At 57.8% G+C, this 16,064-nt stretch carries 13 protein-coding genes; 3 read left to right on the top strand and 10 right to left on the bottom strand.

Going from position 1 to position 16,064, the window contains the following annotated elements:
* Positions 1-43: 43 nt before the first annotated feature.
* The 8 genes from ACQZ51_RS14725 to ACQZ51_RS14690 all read right to left on the bottom strand — a co-directional run bounded on the left by ACQZ51_RS14725 (position 44) and on the right by ACQZ51_RS14690 (position 9,519).
* Positions 44-1,270 carry an amidohydrolase family protein gene (locus ACQZ51_RS14725; RefSeq protein WP_448778269.1) on the bottom strand — a complete coding sequence of 409 codons (1,227 nt, stop codon included), beginning with the start codon at positions 1,268-1,270 and terminating at the stop codon, positions 44-46.
* Positions 1,271-1,328: 58 nt separating this feature from the next.
* Positions 1,329-2,294, bottom strand: a complete 966-nt coding sequence (locus ACQZ51_RS14720; protein WP_448778267.1) for an ABC transporter ATP-binding protein — start codon at positions 2,292-2,294, stop codon at positions 1,329-1,331.
* Positions 2,291-3,277, bottom strand: coding sequence for an ABC transporter ATP-binding protein (locus tag ACQZ51_RS14715; RefSeq protein ID WP_448778265.1), 987 nt, complete (start codon positions 3,275-3,277; stop codon positions 2,291-2,293). Before ACQZ51_RS14715 ends, ACQZ51_RS14720 begins: the two co-directional genes overlap by 4 nt.
* On the bottom strand, positions 3,274-4,767 hold the full coding sequence (locus ACQZ51_RS14710; RefSeq protein ID WP_448778349.1) for an amidohydrolase family protein: 1,494 nt from the start codon (positions 4,765-4,767) through the stop codon (positions 3,274-3,276). The genes ACQZ51_RS14715 and ACQZ51_RS14710 overlap by 4 nt, the downstream gene beginning before the upstream one ends.
* Entirely contained in the window at positions 4,767-5,960 is a 1,194-nt protein-coding gene (locus ACQZ51_RS14705) for an amidohydrolase family protein (protein WP_448778264.1), read from the bottom strand. Before ACQZ51_RS14705 ends, ACQZ51_RS14710 begins: the two co-directional genes overlap by 1 nt.
* 8 nt (positions 5,961-5,968) lie before the next feature.
* Positions 5,969-6,916 carry an ABC transporter permease gene (locus tag ACQZ51_RS14700; RefSeq protein WP_448778262.1) on the bottom strand — a complete coding sequence of 316 codons (948 nt, stop codon included), beginning with the start codon at positions 6,914-6,916 and terminating at the stop codon, positions 5,969-5,971.
* Between the two features lie 13 nt (positions 6,917-6,929).
* A complete protein-coding gene (locus ACQZ51_RS14695) occupies positions 6,930-7,895 on the bottom strand; it encodes an ABC transporter permease (RefSeq protein ID WP_448778261.1) in 966 nt (321 codons plus the stop codon).
* 67 nt (positions 7,896-7,962) lie between these two features.
* Positions 7,963-9,519, bottom strand: a complete 1,557-nt coding sequence (locus ACQZ51_RS14690) for an ABC transporter substrate-binding protein (RefSeq protein ID WP_448778259.1) — start codon at positions 9,517-9,519, stop codon at positions 7,963-7,965.
* Positions 9,520-9,757: 238 nt separating this feature from the next.
* Here ACQZ51_RS14690 and ACQZ51_RS14685 point away from each other — a divergent pair, with 238 nt between their 5' ends.
* Genes ACQZ51_RS14685 through ACQZ51_RS14675 form a run of 3 tightly spaced genes read left to right on the top strand, consistent with a single transcriptional unit; the run spans position 9,758 to position 13,265 of the window.
* Complete coding sequence (locus tag ACQZ51_RS14685) at positions 9,758-10,447, top strand: GntR family transcriptional regulator (protein WP_042618851.1); 690 nt, start codon at positions 9,758-9,760, stop codon at positions 10,445-10,447.
* Between the two features lie 8 nt (positions 10,448-10,455).
* Positions 10,456-12,021 carry a gamma-glutamyltransferase family protein gene (locus ACQZ51_RS14680; RefSeq protein ID WP_448778258.1) on the top strand — a complete coding sequence of 522 codons (1,566 nt, stop codon included), beginning with the start codon at positions 10,456-10,458 and terminating at the stop codon, positions 12,019-12,021.
* Positions 12,022-12,029: 8 nt separating this feature from the next.
* Positions 12,030-13,265 carry an amidohydrolase family protein gene (locus ACQZ51_RS14675; protein WP_448778256.1) on the top strand — a complete coding sequence of 412 codons (1,236 nt, stop codon included), beginning with the start codon at positions 12,030-12,032 and terminating at the stop codon, positions 13,263-13,265.
* 66 nt (positions 13,266-13,331) lie between these two features.
* Here the strand turns inward: ACQZ51_RS14675 and hydA are convergent, their stop codons facing one another.
* Together hydA and ACQZ51_RS14665 are read right to left on the bottom strand one after the other, a co-directional pair.
* A complete protein-coding gene (gene hydA / locus ACQZ51_RS14670; RefSeq protein WP_448778347.1) occupies positions 13,332-14,756 on the bottom strand; it encodes a dihydropyrimidinase in 1,425 nt (474 codons plus the stop codon).
* Positions 14,757-14,785: 29 nt separating this feature from the next.
* Positions 14,786-16,051: a cysteine desulfurase-like protein gene (locus ACQZ51_RS14665; protein WP_448778254.1), complete on the bottom strand. Its 1,266-nt coding sequence runs from the start codon at positions 16,049-16,051 to the stop codon at positions 14,786-14,788.
* Between the last annotated feature and the right edge of the window lie 13 nt (positions 16,052-16,064).

Below are 16,064 nucleotides of genomic sequence, written 5' to 3'. Positions count from 1 at the left end.
GTTCGTCACCGCGATGACTGCGGCTTTCGCGACCGGTTTTAGCTCACGGGCAACCTGGCCTGAACGCGCCTTTAGCGTCCCTGCTCTTTTCGTTTCCATTTGCTACCATTTTCCCGGCTTTGAATACCTTGCGATTTTTTGGAAACGCGACGACCGCTTCAGGGATACAGGTGCTGGAAAACGTTACGAAGTCAGCTTTTGCGCCAACATAAATACCGTAATTGTCTATGCGAAGCGCTTTCGCTCCCTCGCTCGTGACGATGTCGAATGCAGCTTGCAGGTCCTCGTCGGTGTAGAAGCCGGAGCGGTAGCCGATGATCTCTGCGCGGTGCAGCATGTCGCCATCGCCATAGGGCCACCAGGAATCGCGGATGTTGTCGCTACCGCTGAAGACGGTGACGCCTTCTTGGCGCAGGAGAGCCACGGGCGGGAAAGTGTGATTGCCGGGTGCGTTTGTCATGATCGATACGCCGCTTTTTGCGATGGTCCCGGCTATCTTGCGGGCTGCGTCGGGCGCGAGATCGCCGAGCCCGTAGGCGTGACTGATCGCGACATGGCCCTGCATGCCAAGCGCCACCGTGCGCGCGCAAATCTCCTCGATTGTAAAAGCACCCATGCTTCCGGCATCGTGGAGATGGATATCCACGTCGACCCCATGCTTTTCAGCCACGCCGAAAACGACATCGAGATGGCCGTTCACGTCTCGGTCGAAGCTAGCGGGATCAAGACCGCCCACAAGGTCCGCGCCGAGTTTGATCGCTTCGTCAAGGAGTTCCGGCGTCCCAGGGCTTTTCAAAATGCCGCTCTGGGGAAAAGCGACGAGCTGGATGTCGATGAGATCCTTGTAGTCTTCACGAACCGCCAGAATGGTCTCCAGTGATTTCAGCCCGACGGAGCCATCCACCATGACGTGGCTGCGCATATGCAGCGTGCCATTGCCGATGCATAGATCGAGCTGGTCGCGTGCGCGTTTGTCCATCGGTGCAGCGATAGCCATGTTTTCCGCCTGGAATGCAACCCGCTCATGCACGTCGAAGCCGTTGGTGCAGGGGCGGTGCGGCATCCATGTGTCGCCGTAGAAGCTGGTGTCCAGATGGATATGTCCTTCGACGAAGCCCGGTACAAGCATATCCCCGGCAATGTCGACAATTGAAGCTGAAGCGGCATCTGATCCGGCAGGTTCGATGGACGTAATCTGTCCTTGCTCGACAGTGACATTGTGCAGCAGGCCGTCAGCCAGTTTGGCATTGGTGAAGACAGTCTTTGTCATGCTTATTAAACTCCTGAAGCAATCTATAACGTGTTCGACGTCGGGATGGCGGCGCCTGCTAAAGCGGCGCCATGTGGCAGGCGACAACACCACCGCCGTGGCGCTCGCGTGAAATCGGGGCCTCCCGGCTGCAAATATCTGCGGCAAGGGGACAGCGTGGGTGAAAGGCGCAGCCTTTCGGTGGGTCGAGCGGACTGGGTGGTTCGCCGCCCATCAATGCACGGTCGCGATTGGGGGAGGCGACATCCGGGATCGTCTGTAGCAGCAGCTTCGTGTAGGGATGCTGCGGATTGGCGAAGAGCGCCTCCGTATCCGCTTCTTCTACAATTCTGCCGAGATACATGACCGCAATCCGGTCTGCCATGTGACGCACGACGGCCAGGTTGTGGCTGATAAACAGGTAGGTTAGTCCAAGCTCGTCCTGAAGCTTTCGCATCAAGTTGAGGATTTGCGCCTGCACGGAGACATCCAGCGCCGATGTCGGCTCGTCGCAGACAAGGAATTCCGGCTCGCTTGCCAAGGCACGCGCAATCGAAATGCGCTGCCTCTGGCCGCCAGAAAACTCATGCGGATAACGCCTTATGTCATCGGGCGAAAGACCCACGATCGTGAGCAGATCGGCAACACGCTGGGTCACAGCCTCTGCACTGTCACGGAGGCCGAATTCGCGGATGGGTTCGGCAATGATATCGCCGACGCGCCAGCGCGGGTTAAGGCTCGCATGCGGGTCCTGAAATATCATCTGAGCTTCCATAGGCTTGCCGTCACTGGCAGGCGCAAAGACGATGGCACCCTCGGTTGGCGCGTATAGACCTGTTACCAGCCGCGCTACCGTCGATTTTCCGCATCCAGACTCCCCCACCAGTGCCAGGCACTTGCCTTTCTGGACAATAAAGGTGACGTCCTGCACGGCGTGCAGATACCGTTTCGGCTTGCGCTCGATCACCCGGTTGAGCCAAGGCGTCGAGACATCGAACACCCGCGTCAATTGGTCAACTTCAAGCGCGTTCTTGGAGCTTCTCATGCAACACCTCCATCATGAAGCAGGCAGGCAACGGCACCATTGGCTTGCGGAACCAGTGCCGGGCGGATTTTGAGACAGCGTGGACCGACCGAGCGACAGCGCGGATTAAAGGCGCAGCCGTTGGGAATGGCATTGAGCCGTGGCATCGCGCCGTCGATCTGCGTGAGACGCTCGACACGCGCACCAAGCGCTGGAATGGAACCCATCAGGCCCTGCGTATAAGGATGTTTGGGGCGGGCGATGACATCTTCGACCGCGCCGATCTCGATGATGCGACCGGCATACATGACCGCCACACGGTCTGCGGTCTCAGCGATTACGCCCATATCGTGCGTGACCAGCATGACACCGGCACCCTGTTCCCGGCAGAGCTTGCGCAGCAGGCTGGTGATCTGCGCCTGTATCGAAACATCAAGCGCTGTCGTTGGCTCATCTGCGATAATCAGCTGCGGATTTCCTGCCAATGCCAAGGCAATGACAACACGCTGACGCATGCCGCCGGAAAACTGGTGCGGATAATGGTCGATGCGCTCTTCAGCACCGGGAATGCCCACCTGTTGCAAAAGGTGAACGCCGTGAAGACGCGCTTGCGTCCGGTTTCGGTCAGAATGCAGACGGATGGTTTCGATGAGCTGCTGACCGACGGAGAAGAGGGGATTGAGCGATGTCAGCGGGTCCTGAAATATGGCACCCACCATGCGACCCCGCACGCTCTCCATCTCCTCATTGCTTAGATTGTCTGTGCGCTTTCCACCAATATGGATTTCGCCGGATGCAACGCGCCCCGGCGGTTCGAGAAGGCCGAGAACCGCCATGCCGGTCATGGATTTCCCGGCACCGGATTCACCGACGACACCGAGAATCTCTCCTTTCGCGATGGTCAAAGATACATCGGACAATGCAGTCAGAACGCCACTGCGGGTCGGAAACTCGACATACAGGCCTTTGACCTCAAGGGTGGGAGGTGGGTTGGAAGTGTTCATGAAGACACCTCGCTTTGATGGGAGGGGTAGCTTGGCGGGAAAATTTCTTCCACCGGTGGATGGCCGAAGGTGCGCTCGGGATAGCGTTCGATCAGGCGGTCGAATTGCTGCTGCGCCTGGCCCCGTGCTGCTGCCAGATCGATCCCGGCGACTTGTCCATCCCGCATGGAAAGCCGCCCATCGACGATTGTCGCGCGGGTGACGCGACCGGTTGCGCCATAGACGAGGGTCTGGATCGGATCAATGCGCGGCGCGATCATCCTGTCTGCCATGTCGAATACGGCGATGTCGGCTTTGCCACCGGGCGCGAGACGTCCGAGATCAGGTCGTTTCAGGGCGTCTGCCCCGGCAAGAGTGGCTGCATCGTAAAACTGCGCTGCCGATCCCGCATCGCCACGTCCCTCCGCTATCCTGTTTGCCATCATACCAACGGCCATGTTCAACACCATGTCTGGCGGTGCCGTATCCGTTCCCATGCCGATGCGAATGCCTGTCGCCTTCAGTCGGGAGAAGGATTTCAGAGACGAGCCATGCCGCGCAGACACAAGCGGACAGTGGGCAACGGTGACGCCGTTTGCAGCATAGCGAGCCAGATCGTCGTCCGTCGCAACTGTCGCATGCGGTGCGATCAGGCGGGATGATAGAAAGCCGAGATTATCGAGCCATTGCGGCGCTGTGGTGCCATACAGCCGCTGAACGGTTTGCAACTCCATTTCTCCCTGCGCCATATGCAGGCGTACGGGCATATCCAGATCATCGGCATAGGCAAATGTAAGGCGCAGGAGTTCCTGCGTGCAGGTTTCCACACGGTCCGGTGCGAACATGCCGGAAATCAGACCATTGCCCGTGCCGTGAACCCTTTTGGCAAAGGCGGCCGCATCAGAAAGCTCTCTAAGTCCCCGCTCCTCATCGAAGACAGGCTGCATGGCACCCGCTTGGTCAAGGATGACGCCGCCTGTGCGATAGGCCGGTCCCAGCCAGACCCGGAGGCCGAGGTCTTCTGCAGCGATGGCGGCAGCCTCGAATTCGGCGACCGTTTCCCCCCATGCGCGGTAGAAAAGCGATGCGATTGGCAGTGCCGATGTGATGCCGTTGAGCAGCAATTGCGCAAACGCGTAACGCTTCTGAAAAGCCAGTTCCTCTGGCGAATACATCTCATAGGCCCGTGCGGCGTAATCGGAAGGCCAGACACGCCCTTTCTTCCAACCCGGCTGGTTGTCCATCGCAAGCACGGTGGTGTCGAGATCGGACAGGGCATCCAGATCGACAAAGCCGGGACCGATCAGGGCCTCGCCCATGTCATAGCGTGCGGACAATTCGCCTTCGAAGCGGGACCCAACCCAGAGGATGCGGTCATTCTCGATGACGACTTCGCCGCCGGTGATGAGGCGTCTGCCTTCAGGCAGATCGGCAATGACGTGACGCGCAGCAAGCGCCCACCGACCGGGCGGACGTTTGCCGAGGGGCAGAGTGGACCAGTCTTCTTCCATCATGGTCGTGCTCTCAGGCTTGCGCCATCGCGTGCAACGATGTTGCCAGCGGTGACAACAAGTTTGCGCGGCAGATGCGTGACAATCGCTTCGCCGACGCTTTCACCTTCGACTAGAACGACGTCGCCTCGACCGCCCACCTCAAGCGCGTGCGCCGGGCGGTCCATCGCCAAAGCACCGCCGGTGGCGCAAACATCGAGCGCCATGGCAAGCTCATCATCACGGCGCAGATTGTTCTTCATGCCCAGCAGCATGGCACGTTCCAGCATGTCTCCGTTGCCATAGGGCCCCCATGTGTCGCGGAAGCCGTCAACACCGGCACCGAAGCGTACCCCCGCAGCATAAAGGCGTTTCAGAGACGGCACTTCGCGGGATGGCGGTGCCGTGGTGAAAATCGGGACGTCGAGCTCTGCGCATGTGTCGATCAGTGCTTGAGACACGTTCCAGTCGGGAAGGCCAAGGCAGAACGCATGGCTGACCGCGACCTTGCCCTGCATGCCCATGGCGCGGATGCGCTCGAAAATCATCTCCATCGAGAAAGCGCCAAGTTCTCCGCCTTCATGCAGATGGATATCGATGCCCCTTCCGTGTTTGTCGGCAATCGCGAAGATCGTATCGAGATGGCCTTTCGGATCACGATCCATGCCGCAAGGATCAAGTCCGCCGACTAGATCGGCTCCCATCACCATGGCTTTGTCCAGAAGATCGGCGGTGCCGGGTCTGCGCATCAGTCCGGATTGTGGAAAAGCGACGATTTCGATTTCAACGATGTCCGCAAGCTGACGCTGCGTTTCCATGACACCTTCCAGTGCGACAAGTCCCTGGTCGGTATCGATATCGACATGGGTACGGATGAGCGTTGTACCGTAACCGACCGATTGCAATGACTGCCGCATTGACTGAACGTGCGCGTCGAGACCGTATTCACGCTTCACTGCGCGCTCATTGTCGATCTTGTCGATCAAACGCGGGCCAACCGTGTTGACGTACCATGGATAGCCCAGCAGCGATTTGTCGAGATGGGTGTGGGCATCGACCAGACCGGGAATGGCGATGCGGCCACCTGCATCCTCGACTGCGACGCCATAGGCCGTGAGATTTTCACCCATCTTGGCAATGCGCCCATCCTTGATCAGGATATCGGTTTTTGCGCCGCCCATGGGTCTGGCGTTGGTAATCAAAAGATCAGTCATCAGATGCCTCAGCGTAATTTTGGGTTAAGGGCGTCGCGCAACCAGTCACCGAGCACGTTGATGGAGACAACGAGCAGGCAGAGCTGGAGGCCGGGGAAAAGGACGATCCACCACAGACCTGAAAACAGATATTGGTTTCCGATACGGATTAGCGTTCCCAGCGATGGCTGCTCTGGCGGCATACCAACGCCCAGGAAAGACAGCGTCGCCTCGATCAGGATGCCAAGACCGAAGTTCAGCGTTGCTGTGACCAGCAGGGGCGTCGTGGTGTTGGGAAGGATATGCTTCAGCATGATGCGCCAAGTCGGCACGCGGATCAGTCTCGCCGCCTGCACATATTCCTTGTTGCGCTCGACCATGGTCTGCGCCCGCACTGTCCGTGCATATTGCACCCACGCAGACAGCGAGATCGCAAAGACGATGACGCCTGATGCCCCTGCTTCACGCAGATAGGGCGGCAGCATCTGCCGGGCGAGTGCGGAGACGAGAATGGCGATGAGCATTGTCGGCATGGATAAAAGTACATCGCCTGCGCGCATCAAAAGACTGTCGGCCCATTTGCCGTGGTAGCCGGCAATCAACCCGAGTGTCGCGCCGACGACAAGCGAGACTGCCACGGAGGCAGCGCCGATGATGATGGATGCCCGCGATCCATAAAGGATGGCCGACAAGAGATCGCGGCCCTGAACGTCAGTGCCTAGAATGTATGGCCATTGGCCGTCTTCCATCCAGATCGGCGGGATCTCGGCGTTCAGCAGATCGAGAGAGGCCAGATCATAGGGGTTCTGCACCGTAAATAACGGGGCCAGAAAGGCTGACGCGATCAGCAGCAGAAGCATGAGCGCGGCAATGATCGCGGATGGGTGATGGGTAAAGCTCCACCCCAGATCGGATTGCAGCAATCGTGAAAAGCGCGATGGCCTGGTCGCTGTTTGTGTTGGCTCGATGGCGGTCATGAGTTGGCTCCTGTCACGCGGCGCGCAGACGCGGATCGATGACCGCATAGGCGATATCGACGAAGGTATTCAGCGTAACGAAAATGAAGGATACGATGCACAGATAGGCCGCCATGACCGGGATATCGACGAAGGTGACAGCCTGCATGAACAGCATTCCCATGCCAGGCCATTGGAAAACCGTTTCAGTGACAAGCGCAAAGGCAATGAGATTGCCGACCTGCATGGCGGTCAGGGTAACAACAGGCATCAGGCAGTTCTTGAGCGCGTGGCGAAACCAGAGAGCTCGCCTTTTCACGCCGCGTGCACGGGCAAATTTGATGAAGTCTGCTCTCAAAGTTTCCAGCATTTCCGCCCGAACCAGCCGCATGACGAGCGTGATCTGGAAAAGGGAGAGCGACAGCGACGGAAGGATGACAGCGGCGCGGCCAGAAGGCGTCAACAGCCCCGTGGACCACCAGCCGATGCGCACCACATCGCCTCGCCCATAGCCGGGCAGCCAGCCAAGCGTGACGGAAAAGACGAGGATAAGGAGAATGCCGACGAGAAAGCTGGGCAGGGATACGCCGATGATAGAGCTGAACTGAAGGCTTTCCGCCCACCATTTTCCACGGCCGATGGCGGTGAAAACACCCAGCGGTATGCCGATAACGAGAGACAGTATGGTGGCAATGATGACCAGTTCGAAGGTGGCCGGAAATCGCTCTGCAATAAGACCCAGCACGGACTGCTGATTGCGCCAGGACAGGCCGAATTCACCCTGCGCGGCATTTGCGACAAAGCGAACATATTGCACGAAGAAGCCATCGTTCAGGCCGAGGCGTCCGCGCAATTCATCGCGGTCCACCTGGGTCGCGCTTTCGTTCACCATCATCTCGACGGGATCTCCCAGGAACCGGAAGATGAGAAAGGCAAAGAAAGCAACCGTCAGCATCACGAGAACGGCGTTGCCGATCCGCTTGATGAGGAAAGCAAGCATGGTGAAATGTCCTTGATCTGGCCCACGCGAAGGAAGGTCCCCGCCAGAATATTGGCGGGGATCGGCTTTACATTTTCACCAGCCACAATCGGGGCAGGTTATCCGAAAACAGCGGGAAGTCGGCGATCTTGGCGCTTGTGGCCCAGGCCAGCGGTTGCTGATGGAGCGGGATCATCAGTGCATGATCTTTTGCGATTTTCAGCGATTGTGCCTCGAGTGCAAGGCGTTTTGTTGTGTCAAGTTCGACTGCTGAGGCCTCTGTCACCTTGTCGAATTCCTTATCCGACCAGCCGCCCCAGTTGAAAATGCCGAACGAGCCTTCCTTGGTGTGGAGAACCTGCGAGGTCAGGCTGTAGGCATCCAGCATGGGCAACGTGGCCCAGCCGAGTGTATAGACATCCACCTTGCCCGCAGATCGTTTCGGTGTCTGAACGGCGCGCGTGCCTTGGTCCAGTTTCGGCTTGAGACCAACCCGAGACCACATGGACGCGACGGCCTGGCACATCTGCTCTTCGTTGACCAAGGTGTCAGCGCAGTTGAACTCAAACTCGAAACCTTCGGCACCTGCCTCTTTGAGAAGTGCTTTCGCCTTTTCGGGATCGGCCTTCACCGGTTGGTCGAGTGCGGCGTCATATCCTGGTATCTGCGGTGCCACGAGTGCGCCAGCATTGCGGGACTTGCCGCGCATCACGCGTTTCTGGATCAGATCCAGATCGATGGCGAGCTGCATGGCCTGTCGAACGCGCAGATCCTTCATCGGGTTGGGCGCACCCGATAGCAACTGGTCACGCTGGCTGAAGCCGATCATGACGGTGCGCAGATCGGTTCCTTCCAGAAGTTTCACCTGCCCGGAGGCAGCTTCAAGCCGCGGCAAATCCTGCACCGGTGCCTGATCCGTGAAGTCGATGTCGCCGGATAGAAGTGCGGCTACGCGGGTGGCGCTGGAGGCAATCGGCGTAAGCTCGATGCGGTCTATGTTGTGCTCAGGCTTGTCCCACCAGCCGTCATATTTCACGAAAACGGTTTTTGCATCCGGCTGGCGGCTTTCCACCTTGAAGGGGCCGGTGCCGTTCTCATGATAGGTGGCGTAGCCTTCAGTGCCAGAACCAACATCGGTCGGCGCTTCAGCATTATTGTCCTTCAGCCAGCCCGCATCGAAAATGTAGATCGTGGTCAAGTCGTTGAGGAGCAGCGGATAGTTGGCAGATACGTCGATCTCTATCGTGTGGGCATCGATGACGCGGGAGCCCTTATAGGCGGGGATGTTACCGCGAAGGGGTGATTTAGGGTTTGTCGCACGCACGAGCGATGCCTGCACATCGTCTGCCGTGAAATCGGCTCCATTGTGGAACTTCACACCTTCGCGGAGTTTAAAGCGCCATGTGGTCGGTGAGATGATTTCATAGGATGTTGCAAGTGCAGGTTCGATCTTCAGGTTTCGGTCATAGCGCATCAATCCTTCGTAGGAGTGGTTGAGCACACCAAGAGCAAAACTGTCGCCATAGGAATATGGGTCAAGCGAACTGATATCGCGGGAAGCGCCCCATTTTAAGGTAGCCGCAGACGATGGCATCGCGAGCGCCAGCAGCGCCGCACCGGCCATCAAAGTTCTGGAAAATTGCATTTATAGATCCCCTCGGATTGCATTCAATCCTATCGGCGATCTGCCGCGTTTTGGAATGAATGCTGTTGAAACCCGTAGCTGCAAATGGCTTATTAGCTCTTTTTCGCAAACTATGATCAACGCTAAATCAGCAAGAATGCAAAAGCAATAGAAAATTGCATGCAATTTATGGGTATGGATTTTCGCAATTACCCATGCGATATGGAAAGAAATTGCATCCAGACAAAGAGCGCATTTTATGTCGACAAATCTCAGCAGAAGTGACGCGATCTACGCCTCTCTTCGCCGCGCCATTCTTGAGCAGGCGTTGAAGCCGGGAACGAAGTTGCCAGAGGATTCCATCGGCGACACATTCGGTGTCAGCCGAACGAGCGCCCGAAACGCCTTGTTGCGCCTTGCCTCGGATGGTTTGGTGGAGATCAAACCCAATCGCGGTGCAGCGGTTGCCATGCCGACATTGGAAGAAGCGGAAGAGGTCTTTGCGCTGAGGCGCTGCCTTGAGCGGGAAGTGATAGGCCGCCTGTGCAAGCGCATGCCAAGAGACGGCATCGATGCTTTGATCAGCCATGTGCATGAAGAGGAGCGCGCTCTACAGGCATCGTCACCCCGGTCGATCAGGCTTGCTGGTGAGTTCCACATTCTGCTCGCCGAACTGACGGGCTCCAAGCTACTGATAGATTTCATCAGCCAGATTGTTTCGCGCTCCTCGCTCATTCTCGCGCGTTTCGGACGCCCGCACTCTGCCGAATGCGGTATCGATGAGCATGTCCAGTTGATCGAGGCATTGAAAAACCTCGATGCCGAGACCGCAACCCGCATCATGGATCATCACCTTCATGCCGTTGAAGACCGTGCCAAGGTGGACGACAAGGACGATGGTCCCGACATCACCGAGATTCTCAGCCGTTACATTTCCGTATCCGATTAGGAGCATCCATGCGGCAGTCGGAAAACACGGTGGCCCGCTCGAATAGGGGCATGGTCACAACGCCGCATCACACGGCGAGTGAAGCGGGTGCAAAGGTCTTGCGGCGTGGAGGAACGGCGATCGAGGCTGTGATTGCCGCCGGTGCCGCATTGACTGTGCTCTATCCGCATTTTTGCGGGCTGGGCGGAGATGCGGTCTGGATCGTGGCGGATGGTTCCGGTCGTCGGCAGACCATCATGGGCATCGGTCAGGCTGCGGAGCATCTGCCTGTACTGGATGCCATTCCGAGCCGCGGCCCACTCTCGGCTCTGACAACAGCGGCACTTGTCGATAGCTGGGGCGAGGCATTGCGTTACTCCTGCGAGAATTGGCAGGGAACCGAGAGCATGGCCACATTGCTGGCGGACGCGATTGAGTTGGCCGCGGATGGGTTTCCAGTCAGCCAATCGCAGAAACACTGGCATGAATTTCGTGCCGCCGAAATTTCCACATGGCCCGGCGTCGCTACCCATTTCCCGGCTGAAGGTGTTCAGCGGCAACCGCAACTGGCTGCCGTTCTGGAACAGATCGCTCTTTATGGTCACCGGGAGTTTTACGAGGGCGAGCTTGCCCAGCGCATTGTCAGCGGTCTTGAGGCTGCAGGCAGCCCCATTCGCCTTAGCGACATGCGAAAGACGGCAGCGAAGATGGTCGAACCCATCTCCATGGCCTATCGTGGCGTCGAACTCCTCGCGCCACCACCGCCAACGCAAGGCATAACCACGCTCGCCATCATGGGTATCCTTGCGCATTTTGAGATGGGCAATGTCGAGCCGTCCTCAGCCGAGTTTTATCATCTGTGCGTCGAGGCTGTGAAGCAGGCCTTCCTTGACCGGGGTGCCATCGCCGACCCCGATTTCGTGGAGCAGGCGTGCGCTGACGCGTTGAATGACGCAGCACTTTCGGGCAAGGCGGCGGCCATTGACCGGCATGTCGCCCAGCCATGGCCCGTAGTTCATCAGACCGGCGACACGGTCTATCTCGCTGCAGTGGATCATGAGGGCCGTTGTGCCAGCGTGCTCCAAAGCACTTATTACGATTGGGGAAGCGGTGTGCTGGTGGGCGACACCGGCATTCTCTGGCAAAATCGCGGCGCGGCCTTCAGCACAGATCCAACAAGCCCCAACAAGCTCGCCCCGGGTAAAAGACCATTCTACACACTTAATCCCGGCATCGGTCTGAAACACGGTAAGCCACATCTTCTCTACGGAACGCAAGGGGCCGATGGGCAACCTCAGACGCTGGCACTGCTGCTGAGCCTTCTGATCGACCATGGTTTCGACCCGCTTTCGGCACTTGCTGCGCCCCGGTTTCTGCTCGGACGAACCTTTTCCGATAGCCGGGATAATCTCAAGATCGAGTCATCGATTGGTGAAGAGGTTATCGGGGCACTGCATTCCATGGGCCACGAAACCATTGCGATTCCCGCGCTCAGCGCGCTTGCCGGGCAAGCGGGGATTATCCGCATGAACAGTGAAGGCGGGATCGACGGTGCGCATGATCCGCGCAGCGATGGGTCCGCCATCGGCATTTGAGGGCAGATATGCACGTCGATCTGGTCATTCGAAACGCGCAACTGGCAGATCAGCGAGGGCCGGTGGATATCGCCGTCAAGGACGGTCGCATTGCTGCGATTGGCTCAGACATCCGCTGCGATGCCATTATCGAGGACGATGTGGAGGGCAATTTTGCTTTTCCCGGCTTTGTGGATTGTCATGTCCATCTCGATAAGGCCTGCATTATGGATCGCTGTTCGATCTGCGCTGGTACTCTGGAAGAAGCCGTACGCGAAACGGCAAAAGCCAAGACAGGATTTTCTGAAGAAGATGTTTTTGAACGTGCGTCTGCTGTCGTTCGGCAAGCCATCGTTCATGGCACCACCCGCATGCGCACCTTCGTGGAGATCGATCCCCGCGCTGGAATGCGCTCGTTCGAAGCGATCAAGCGGGTCCGTGAGCGGTTCAAATTTGCAATGGACATCCAGATTTGCGCATTCGCGCAGGAAGGGCTTACGCAGGAGCCCGAAACAGAGGGGATGCTGGACGAGGCGCTGCGCACCGGGGCCGATCTCATCGGCGGTTGCCCCTATACCGACCCTCGACCGGAAGAACACATCAAGCGGATATTCGCGCTAGCGCGAAAGCATGATGTCGATGTGGATTTCCATCTGGACTTCAGCCTCGATCCGAAAAAGACAGACCTGCCAGCGGTCATCGAGGCCACACTTGCAAACGGCTATGGTGGCCGGGTCACGATTGGCCACGTCACCAACCTTTCCGCGCTTGATCCGGCAGCACGTTCAATTATCGCACGCAAGATTGCCGCTGCCGGAATTGCCGTCACGGTGCTGCCCGCCACGGATCTTTTTCTGATGGGACGCGAACAGCAGTTCAACATCCCGCGCGGCGTTACGCCTGTGCATCTCTTGCTGAAAGAGGGAGTTGAGGCTGCAATCGCGACCAACAACATCCTCAATCCCTTCACCCCATTCGGAGATGCCTCGTTGGGGCGGATGGCCAATCTCTATGCCAACATCATGCAGCTTTCCCGCGATGAAGATATAGACGCTGTTTTCCACATGGTCGGCGCGTATGCGGCGAAGATTAAGCGAATACCCTACGGATTGTCTGTCGGCGCGGTGGCCGACATCGTCATACTTGACGCCCGGGACCACCGCAGCGCCATCCGATCCGGCGCGCAGACCCTGGCTGGCTGGAAAGCAGGACGCAAAACCTTCGTCCGTCCAAGGCCGCAACTTTTCGAAACGATTGTCGGGTAGCAGAATTGCTTGCATCGACTTGATGCCGGGCAATTCGCAATCCTCGGACCACGTGCTTTTTCGAACTCAGATCAGTGCTTGAGAACGCTGCCGAGTTAGCGATGATCGCTCGCGCGGCAGATAGTTCCCGTTTGGGGTCGGGCCAATAAAATCCCCGTCCTCCACGATCGTCTTGCCGCGCAACAGCAGGCGTATCGGCCATCCACGGATATCGAGCCCTTCATACGGCGTATAATCTGCGCCATGGTGCAGCATGTCGTTGGTGAGGGTGACGCGTTTGTTCGGGTCCCACAATGCGATATCGGCATCTGCACCGACAGCGATTGTGCCCTTGCGTGGATAGAGGCCGTAAAGTTTGGCGTGATTGGTAGAGGTGATCGCAACGAACTGGTTGAGGTCGATCCGGCCTTTCATAACGCCTTCGGAAAACAGGATTGGTAGGCGTGTGGCAACGCCGGGAATGCCGTTCGGTATCCAGCGGAAATGGCGTTTGCCCTTCTCGTTCAGTTTTCCTTCCGGGTCATCGAAACGGAACGGGCAATGATCGGAGGAGAACAGATCGAACACACCCTGTTCGATGCCTTCCCAGCAGGCATCCTGGCTGGCCTTGTCGCGAGGGGGAGGTGAGCAGACATATTTTGCGCCTTCCATCTCGCTCTGATCGAGATCATCGGCCGTCAGCATCAGATATTGCGGGCAGGTTTCTCCCACAATTTTCTGGCCGCGCTGGCGTGCCCGACGGATTTCTTCCATGGCCTCGCGGTTGGAGACGTGAACGATGACGATCGGCACATCGACGATTTCGGCAAGCGACAGTGCTCTGTGGGTTGCCTCCCGTTCGGCGGCGATGGGACGCGTCGTGGCGTGGTATTTCGGCTCGAACTTGCCGTCTTCCTCGTGACGCCCGATCAGGTAGCGAATGGCGTCCTCGTTTTCGCAATGGACCATCACCAGAGCGCCGGTGCGTCGAGCCGTATCCAGCGTCGCGAGAATCTCGTCATCGCGAAGCCGCAAGCCTTCATAGGTCATGAAAACCTTCAGCGAGGTGTAACCATCCTCCACCAGCGCTGGAAGTTCCTGTCCCAGCACTTCTGCAGTCGGATCTGTAATGACAAGGTGGAAGGACACGTCGACATGGCATTTGCCATCAGCTTTTGCATGATAGACCTTCAGCGCTTCGCGCAGAGACTGCCCCTTTTCCTGCATGCAGAAGGCAAGAACCGTGCTGTTTCCGCCGATGGCCGCCGAGCGGGTGCCGCTGTCGAAATCATCGGCCATGACGATGCCGTCGCCAGACGGCTGGTCGAGATGGACATGGCTATCGATGCCGCCGGGCAGGACGAAAAGACCAGTGGCATCGATCACCTCGTCGGCATCGGTCAGCTCAGCGGCGAGCGCTGCAATCCGCCCATCCTTGATGCCGACATCGCTGACGAAGGTGTCGCTTGCCGTCACCACGGTTCCGTGCATGATCACCGTATCGAAACGCATCATTCCATGTCCCCTATGCTTTTCACCGCTCAACTTGCTTTCGCAAATCCCGCATCGCTTGCCAGAATGTGATCGAGTGCAGCCGTAAAGCGATCAACCTCTTCCAGCGTGTTGTAATGCACCATCGACACCCGCAGCATGCCGCCATGGTCGGTAAGTTCGAGATATTCGGCAAGCCGTCTCGAATGAAAATCGCCAAAGCGCATGGCGATGTGTTCGCCGTCCATCGCCTTGCAAAGCGCGCCCGCCTCGCGACCATCGATACGGAATGCAATCGTCGGCACACGGGTATCCCCAAGGTTAGATATTTGGCCGACGATCCGGCAATCGTTGCGGGAGCGCAGGTAGATCAGCAGCCGTTCGGTCAACAGATTTTCCTGTGCCGTAATGGCTGAAAAGGCGGCTTCAATTTTTTGGCGCACCGTGCCGGTCTCCCCCGCCTGCTCACCCAGTGCAGTCAGGTAATCAACGATACCGCAGGTGGAATAGGCTAGCTCATAATTGGGGTTGCCCGGTTCCAGCTTGCCCGGCACTTTGTCCTTGCCGTAAAAATAATGGTAGAGCGTATCAAGTTCTAGCAGCAGATCGTACCTGCCATACATCAGCGCATAATGCGGACCGTAGGTCTTGTAGAGACTGAAGACATAAAAATCGACATCAAAGGCCTGCACATCCACGGCGCGGTGCGGCGCATATGCCACGGCATCGACGCAAATCTTTGCCCCACGCGCATGCACGAAATCGGCTATCTCGCGGATTGGATTGATCGAGCCAAGAATGTTTGAGACATGGGTAACGCAAACCATCCTGGTCCGTTCGCTCATCAGAGGCTGAAGGTCAGCCAGATCAAGCGTCAGGGTTTCCTTGTTCAGTGGCCAGAATTTCAGCACTATGCCCGCATCCTGCAACCGGTCCCAGGGTCCGATGTTGGATTCGTGGTCGCTGACGGTGACGATGATTTCGTCGCCTGCTGACAATTGGCTCAGCATGGCGCGGGCAAGATTTTGCAGCAAGGCGGTGGTTGAATTGCCGAACACGATCTCTTCTGGTCTCGATGCATTGACCAGATGCATGGCGGCTGTACGCGCCTCATAAAGCGCGCTGGCTGCACTTTGTGAGACCTCGTAAGAGCCGCCGATCTGCACGTTCTTTTCGATGAGAAACGTATTGATGCGCTCTAACGCGCCCTTGAGAATTTGCGATCCGCCTGCATTGTCGAAAAATGTCCAGCCGCGTGAAAGTCCTGGAAACTGGCTTCGCACATAATCGAGGTTAAGCGGTGAAGTGGTGGTCATAGCTGGTGTCTCC

The sequence above is a fragment of the Agrobacterium sp. CG674 genome, assembly GCF_053521645.1.
This window is presented reverse-complemented; position numbering and strand designations above follow the sequence as displayed.